Consider the following 7,791-nt stretch of genomic DNA (forward strand, 5'->3'; position numbering starts at 1 on the left):
GGCACCGCACCGCCGCCCGCACGACCGGACGCGCGAGTCCGCCGGGTCAGGCGGAGGCGAGCCAACGGTGCAGCGTGGCGGCACCGTCACGGATCTTGCCGATCTCGACGTGCTCGTCCGGGTGGTGGGCGAGATTGGGATCACCCGGACCGAAGTTGAGCGCCGGGATCCCCATCGCCGCGAAGCGGGCCACGTCGGTCCACCCCAGCTTGCCGATCGGGGCGGCACCCACCGCCGCCAGGAACTCCTGGGCGGGTGGGGCCTCCAGGCCGGGCAGCGCACCGGGCGCGCAGTCGGTCACCGTCACCTCGTACCCGGCGAGCACCTCGCGCAGGTGCGCCTCCGCCTCGGCCGGCGTACGGTCCGGCGCGAAACGGTAGTTGACCTCGATCTCGCACCGGTCCGGGACCACGTTGCCGGCCACCCCACCGTTGATCCGCACCGCGTTCATGCCCTCGCGGTAGTCGCACCCGTCGATGGTCACCCGCCGCGCCTGGTACTCCGACAGCCGCCGCAGGATCTCACCGGCACCGTGGATCGCGTTGACGCCGTGCCAGGCGCGCGCCGAGTGGGCCCGTACGCCGGTGGTGACCGCCCTCGCCCGCATGGTGCCCTGGCAGCCCGCCTCGACGATCCCGTGCGTCGGTTCGAGCAGCAGGGCGAAGTCGGCCGTCAACCACTCCGGGTACGCCTCGGCCACCAGCCGCAGGCCGTTGTACCGGGACTCGATTTCCTCGGCCTCGTAGAAGAAGTACGTCACGTCGTAGCGCGGGTCGGGCAGGGTGGCCGCGAGGTGCAGCGCGAAGGCCACCCCGGACTTCATGTCCGAGGTGCCGCAGCCGTACATCAGGTCGCCGCGCAGCGTGGACGGGAAGTTGTTGTTCAACGGCACGGTGTCCAGGTGACCGGCCAACACCACCCGGGACGCCCGCCCCAGGTCGGTACGCGCCATCACCGTGTTCCCGTGCCGGTAGGTGGCCAGGTGGGGCAGCTTCCGCAGCACCTCCTCGACGCAGTCGGCGATGGCCTTCTCGTTGAGCGAGACCGACTCGATGTCGACCAGGGCGCGGGTCAACGCCACCGGATCGGCGAGGACCTCGGGGGTAAGCGGGTTCTCCATGGTCCGCACGGTACCGTCACAACCGGCGACCGCGAGACGCGAGCCCGCGAGCCCTTCGACGACGCGCGAGGAGTGAGCTCGCGCACCCCGCAGTCGCGAGCAGCAGCCAGCGCAGCATGCGAGCGAGAGGTGAGTAAGTGACGTCCACAGAATCCGCGTGGGGCATCGGCCTGGCCACCATGACCGCCGACGACCAGGTGCTCGACACCTGGTATCCGACCGGCAAGCTGGGCCTCGGCGAGCTGCCGTTGGTCCCCGGCGAGGACCAGGCAGACGTGCTGGACCTTCCGCCGGGTGCGATCGGCGACCGGGCCCTGCCGGGTCTGCGTACCGTCCAGGTGATCACCGTGATCGGTTCGCTGGACGACCCGATCAAGGACGCCAGTGACGCGTACCTGCGACTGCACCTGCTCTCCCACCGCCTGGTGCGGCCCAACGAGCTCAACCTCGACGGCGTCTTCGGCAAGCTGGCCAACGTGGCCTGGACCTCCGCCGGGCCGTGCCCGCCGGAGCGGGTCGACGAGCTGCGCGTCATCGAGCGGGCCGCCGGCCGTCACCTGGCCGTGTACGGGGTGGACAAGTTCCCCCGGATGACCGACTACGTGGTGCCCTCGGGTGTCCGGATCGCCGACGCCGACCGGGTCCGCCTCGGCGCCCACCTCGCCTCCGGCACCACCGTGATGCACGAGGGCTTCGTCAACTTCAACGCCGGCACGCTCGGCACCTCCATGGTCGAGGGCCGGATCGTGCAGGGCGTGGTCGTCGGCGACGGTTCCGACATCGGCGGCGGCGCCTCCATCATGGGCACGCTCTCCGGCGGCGGCACCGACAGGGTACGCATCGGCGAGCGCAGCCTGATCGGGGCGAACGCGGGTGTCGGCATCTCGCTGGGCGACGACTGTGTGGTGGAGGCGGGGTGCTACATCACCGCCGCCTCGAAGCTCGCCCTGCCGGACGGCCGGGTGGTCAAGGCCCGCGAGCTGTCCGGAGTCGACGGGCTGCTGTTCTGGCGCAACTCGATCACGGGTGGGCTGGAGGCCCGGCCGCGTACCGGTCAGGGCATCACCCTGAACGCCGCCCTGCACGCGAACGACTGACGCCTCCGCGCGGACTCGTGCAAGGAAGGGTCCCCTGCTAACGCCTGGTGCATAGCAGGGGACCCCTCCTTACATCGGTGCCGACGGTGCCGGCACCACCGACGTGATCACTTCAGGCGGTACGCCTGGATGATCCGCTGGGTCACCGTGTTGCCGCCGCTGTCCCGGGCGGCGGCCCGCAGGGACACGTGGCCGGTGCCCTTCGGATGCTGCACGGTGGCCTTCCAGCCGCTGCCGGCCTTCTTCACCCGGGCCCGCTGCCAGGTCCGGCCACCGTCGTAGGAGACCTCGACGGTCACCGAGGTGGTCCGCGCCGACGGCGCACCGGGCTGCCGCTGCACCTGGACCGGGATCACGAAGGACCGGCCGGCCGGGGCGGTGTGCGCCCCGTCGAGCCGAGGCGTGAACCTGATCGCCGAGGCGGGCAACGCCACCGGATCGTCGCCCCGGACGTGCCGGGACCGGAAGGTCCAGGCGGCGGCGACCTCCGTGCTCAGGTCGGTGAAGCTGCGCTTCACTGAGGTCTCCATCCGGTACGTCGCCGTCCCGGCCGGCACCTCGAAGTCACCCCAGCCGTTGTCCGGGCTCTCGCCGACCAGCTTGCCGTTGCGGTAGAGCGCGGTACGCGAGGTGTCCGCCACCGAAGCCCCGTGGTGCCCCGCGGCGTCCCCGTGCAGCGGCACCGCCAGGCTGATCACGTCACCCCGCCGGGTGAGCCCCTCCCCCGGCCACTGCGGCACCGCGAACGACGGCCCGTAGGGAGCGCTGTTCCAGGTGTCCTGGTACTTCTTCCCCGCCCGGTAGGCCGTCGGGTCCGAGAAGAGGAAGGCCACCCCGACCGGCCACCCGTCGTCGGACGGTACGCCGAAGGTCAGGTCACCGTTCCAGCGGATGCCCTTGGTGTTGTAGTACTCGACCCGGCTGCCGGGGGCCTCGGTGGGCAGGATGATCGCCCAGCCGCCGACGTTCACCTCGTGGACCGGATAGACGGCCCGTTCGGCGACGGTGTCCGGGTACCCGCTGCGGAACTTCTGCGTGACGGTGGCCAGGTCACCCTTGCGGTAGTTCCGGATCAGCCCGGTCGGCATCCGACCCGGGACGCTCTCCGCCAGGGCATAGAGGTAGGAGCTGCTCTCCGCCTCCACGTCGGCCCACTGACTGCCCACCGTGCCGAGGAACCTCTTCGGCGAGACGGGGCGGCCGAGCTGCCCGGTGCTGATGCCGGTGAAGTCGAAGGCGAGCAGGCCGTAGCTGGCGCCGCCGTCGTCCAGGAGGAAGTTCGCGCTGATGTCCACCAGGGCCGGAGTCGCCGACCGTTGCGGCACGGTCATCCGCACCGGCTTCGCCCGGCGGGCGTCGACGGTGACCGTGGTGTCCCTCGTGACGGCCAGCTCCGGCCGGACGAGGAACGCGGACTCCTCGGTCTCCATGTCGAACAGGTAGCTGTTCAACCCGTACCGGCCCTTGGGCACGCGGACCTCGGCGGTGCCCGACGGGTCGTACGCGAAGTAGTCGACGAAGTCGTCCAGGCCCAGCAGTGAGGTGCTGTAGTCCTCCGTCGGCGTACCGTCGGACCCGAGGTGCCGCACCGTCACGGTGTAGCTCTCCACCTCCTTGTGGACCGCCAACGGGGTGAGGGCCACGGTGTCGCCGGCACGGGCCACGATCCGGCCGGTGTAGTGACCGTCCGGGCCGTCCACGCTGGTGTCGGTCGTGACGGTGGCGGACGCCGTGCCGCCTGCGGGCACCACGACGCTGCTCGTGCTCAGCGTGAACATGCCGGCCGGTGCGGGCGTCCCGTCCGGGCCGGTGACGTCGAGGACGAGGTCCAGGGTGAGCGCGGTGCTCCCGGTGTTGTGCCAGTTCACCTCGCGGGTGATCGGCTCGTCGTCGGCGTGCGGCCAGAGGGTGCGGCCGAACGAGACGCTCGCCGGCTCACTGGTCACCTGCTGGGTGATCGCCCTCGCCACGTCGACCCGTCCGGCGCCCTGCTGATAGGCGGTCAGCTCCGGATGCGGCGCGGCGGAGGACATCAGGGTGGCCTTGAGCTGGGCTGCCGTGGCGTCGCCGCGCTGCTGGGCGAGCAGTGCCGCCGCACCGGCGACGTGCGGCGCGGACATCGAGGTGCCGGAGAGCGACACGTACTGTTCGCCGACCGGATCGCCGAGCAGCGTGCCCTCGCCCCGGGCGGCGACGATGTCCACTCCCGGCGCGGTGATGTCCGGCTTCAGCGCGTCGTCGCCGACTCGCGGACCCTGGCTGGAGAAGAAGGCGAGGTCGTCGTCCCGGTCGACGGCCCCGACGGCGAGTGCGGAGTCCGCGCTGGCGGGTGAACCGACCGAACCGGCCCGGCCGCTGTTGCCGGCCGAGATCACGAAGAGCGCCCCGGTCTGCGCGGTCAGCGTGTCGACCGCCAGCTCCAACGGGTCGACCTGCGGGCTGTCCGTCCCGCCCAGGCTCAGGTTGATCACGTCGGCCTGCTGGTCGACGGCGGCCCACTGCATCCCGGCCAGGATGGCGGAGTCGGGGCAGCCGTACTCCTCGCAGACCTTGCCGTCGAGCAGCGTCGCGTCCGGGGCGACCCCTCGGTTCCGGCCGTCGGATGCGGCGCCACTGCCGGCGATGATCGACGCGACGTGGGTCCCGTGGCCGACGATGTCGCCGGGGTTCTCCTCCTCGGTGAAGTTCTCCGCCGCGCCGACCCGCCCGACCAGGTCGGGGTGCGCGGCGTCGACGCCGGTGTCCAGCACCGCCACCCGTACGCCCCGACCGGTGAAGCCGGCCTGGTGGGCGGCGGGCGCGCCGATCTGCGGCACGCTGTGCTCCAGAGTCAGGTGTCGCCTGCCGTCGAGCCAGAGCCGCTCGACACCCCCCGCCGCGTCGATCCGCGCACTGCCACCGGCCAGGGCGGCCCAGAGCCGATTCGACTCCTGCTTGTCCAGGGTGGCCGCGACGCCGCCGATGGCGGCCAGGTCACGGGTGACGGTCACCCCGTCGGGCACCCCGGTCCGCCGCGCGGCGCCCTCCGGGTACGTCATCAGCAGCGGCAGGTCGCTGCGGTGGCGGTCGTCGTAGCCGGCGGCGATCAACCCGGTCACGTCGAAGAGACGCCGGTCGACGCGGCCCGCCTGGATCAGTGGCAGGGCGTCCTGCGGCACCACCCAGAGGTGGTCCTGCCGGCGTTGGGTGAGGAAGCGGATTCCCGAGCGGCCCTCGGCCGGGCGCACGCTCGCCGCACCGGAGGGGCTCACCGTGACGCGGTCACCGGTGATCAGGGTGACGGTCGTGTTCCCGGCCGACGCCGCACGGGCGGCGGGCGACGGGGTGGACCCCGGTGCGGCGGTGGGGGACGGACCGGCGGTGGCCGTGCCCGGTGCGCCGAGCACGAGGCCCAGCACCAGCCCGATGGCGGTCAGTCTGCTTTTGCGAGGCAACCGAACCCTCCTTCTGGAGTGTCTTATCGATGTGAGTCACATCGACACCTGCCAGGATTGCATACCGAGTATGCGCAAAGGAGTCAAGAATTCGACGAAGTCGATACCAGCGCATCGCGGATGACGGCATGATCGTGCGGGTGGCATCCATGAAGGAACGCATGCTGGCCGGAGAGCCGTACCTCGCCGAGGGGCCGGAGATCCTCGCCGACCTCCAACGCGCCGCCCGACTGATGGAACGCGTCAACACCAGCCCCGCCGACGACCCCGACGCCCGGCTCGCCGCACTGCGGGAACTGCTCGGCGAACTCGGCGAGGACACCTGGATCCGCCCGCCGTTCTACTGCGACTACGGCTACCACATCCGGATCGGGCCACGCAGCTTCGTGAACTTCAACGCGGTCTTCCTCGACGTCGCACCGATCACGATCGGCGCGGACGTGCAGGTCGGCCCGAACGTACAACTGCTCACCCCGACCCACCCGGTGGACCCGGAGCAGCGCCGGGCGAAGTGGGAGGCGGCCAAGCCGATCACCATCGGCGACAACGTCTGGCTGGGCGGCGGGGCGATCGTCCTGGCCGGTGTCACCGTCGGGGAGAACACGGTGGTCGGCGCGGGTGCCGTGGTGACCAAGGACCTGCCCGCCAACGTCGTCGCCGTCGGCAACCCGGCCCGCCCGGTCCGCCAACTGGACCAATAACCCGCGCACACTCGGTCACCGTCCGGACCGGACCAATCTCCGCGAAAAACGTTCCTACCTGCGAAAACATCCTCGCGGTGGATGGCACTCCCTCCACAGTTCAGGCACTCTGGGTTACAGAGTCGTCACCGGGAGGCGTGCCATGAGCGGTCGGATCCTCGAACTGCGCGTACACGGCGTGTCGAACACGCCGCCGGCCGAGACCCTGGGTGTGCCCACCGAACCGGGCACCGAGCCCGCTCCGCCGCGACTGGTCGCCGGAGGACCGGTCACCGGCTTCTACCGCTCCCCCGGCACCTCGACGGGCGACCCGATCGTGGTCGAGGCGTACAGCTGGGGGCAGTTGACCTCGGGCGCGCGGACCGCGCGCGACGTGGAGCGGGCCCTGTGGACGCTGCTGCTGCCCTTCACCCTGGCCAACGTGGCGCTGCACGCCCGGCCCGGCATCCCGGCCGACCCGACCAGCGAACGGTTCGCCAGCCGGTCCGGGATCACCGCCTGGCTGATCCGACTGTTCTGCCTGACGCTGACGGCCACACCCGTGCTGGCGCTCACCGGCGTCGGCGTCGACCTCATCGGCTGGCAGTGCGTCGACGACAGTTGCCTGGGCCGGATCCCGGGGCCCTGGCAGTTCCTCGCCGACCCCTGGTGGCAGCGGGGCAGCCGCGCGCTCGCGGTCGGACTGCTCGTGCCGCTCGCCCTGATCGTGGTGCTCGGCCTGGTCGCCTGGCGGACCTACCAGTACGAGGCGGTGATGCCCGCCGACCCGACCGATCCGCCGGTCCGCCAGCCACCCGGACCGGCCGACGCCGACCTGCCCGACGGCCAGCCGGAACAGGAGCCGCCGTCGCCGCCCGAGCCACCCCGGGGCCCGCTCGCCAACCCACTCGAAGATCCCACCTTCTGGTGGGGCGAGGGGCAGCTCCGCCGCGCCGCCGTCCTGCACCTCTGCACCGGTACGGTGGCCGCCGTCGCCGTCCCGCTCGGTACCACCCTCGCCCTGCACCCACCGCACGGAGCCCGGGCGGTCATCGCCTGGCCCACCGTGGCGTTGCTCGTCGCGGTCGTCGTGATCACGGTGGTGGCGATCGGCCGGCCGTTCCTGACCCGGCGCGACGGGGCGACGCCGCTCGGCCCGTGGAGCGTCACCGTCATCGTCCTCACCGGCCTCGGGCTGGTCGGCACCGTCTTGGTGCTGATGCTGCCGGACAGCGCGGGCGGTGCGGCACAGCTGGCCACCCTCCGCCCACCCGCCGGCTGCGGCGACGCGTCGTCACTGCCGGGCTGCCAGGAGGACCGGTCCCTGCCCGGCTTCGACCGGGTCCTCGCCTGGCTCGGCACCGGCCAACTGCTGCTACTCATCGCGATCGGCGCGACCGCCCGCTCCGGGCCGGTCTCTTATACAAATCTCCGAGCCCACGAGACTAGCGCTCATCTCG

The 7,791-nt window shown here is 71.8% G+C and carries 4 protein-coding genes and 1 pseudogene; 3 read left to right on the plus strand and 2 right to left on the minus strand.

Annotated features, from left to right (window positions below; genetic code table 11):
- Positions 1-46: 46 nt before the first annotated feature.
- Positions 47-1,120 carry a succinyl-diaminopimelate desuccinylase gene (gene dapE / locus EYA84_RS21755; RefSeq protein WP_131054898.1) on the minus strand — a complete coding sequence of 358 codons (1,074 nt, stop codon included), beginning with the start codon at positions 1,118-1,120 and terminating at the stop codon, positions 47-49.
- A 137-nt stretch (positions 1,121-1,257) separates the two neighbouring features.
- Between dapE and dapD the strand changes: the two genes are divergently transcribed.
- Positions 1,258-2,217, plus strand: a complete 960-nt coding sequence (gene dapD / locus EYA84_RS21760; RefSeq protein ID WP_131054899.1) for a 2,3,4,5-tetrahydropyridine-2,6-dicarboxylate N-succinyltransferase — start codon at positions 1,258-1,260, stop codon at positions 2,215-2,217.
- Between the two features lie 107 nt (positions 2,218-2,324).
- On the opposite strand, the gene EYA84_RS21765 is transcribed toward dapD, so the two are convergent.
- A complete protein-coding gene (locus EYA84_RS21765; protein ID WP_131054900.1) occupies positions 2,325-5,651 on the minus strand; it encodes a S8 family serine peptidase in 3,327 nt (1,108 codons plus the stop codon).
- 140 nt (positions 5,652-5,791) lie between these two features.
- Between EYA84_RS21765 and EYA84_RS21770 the strand changes: the two genes are divergently transcribed.
- Together EYA84_RS21770 and EYA84_RS21775 are read left to right on the plus strand one after the other, a co-directional pair.
- The gene (locus EYA84_RS21770; protein WP_131054901.1) at positions 5,792-6,352 is read left to right on the plus strand and encodes a sugar O-acetyltransferase; all 561 of its coding nucleotides are present in this window, start codon (positions 5,792-5,794) and stop codon (positions 6,350-6,352) included.
- A 142-nt stretch (positions 6,353-6,494) separates the two neighbouring features.
- Positions 6,495-7,791: pseudogene (locus EYA84_RS21775) on the plus strand (hypothetical protein); the annotation flags it as partial.

The organism is Verrucosispora sp. SN26_14.1 (assembly GCF_004307965.1).
Classification (GTDB): Bacteria; Actinomycetota; Actinomycetes; order Mycobacteriales; family Micromonosporaceae; genus Micromonospora.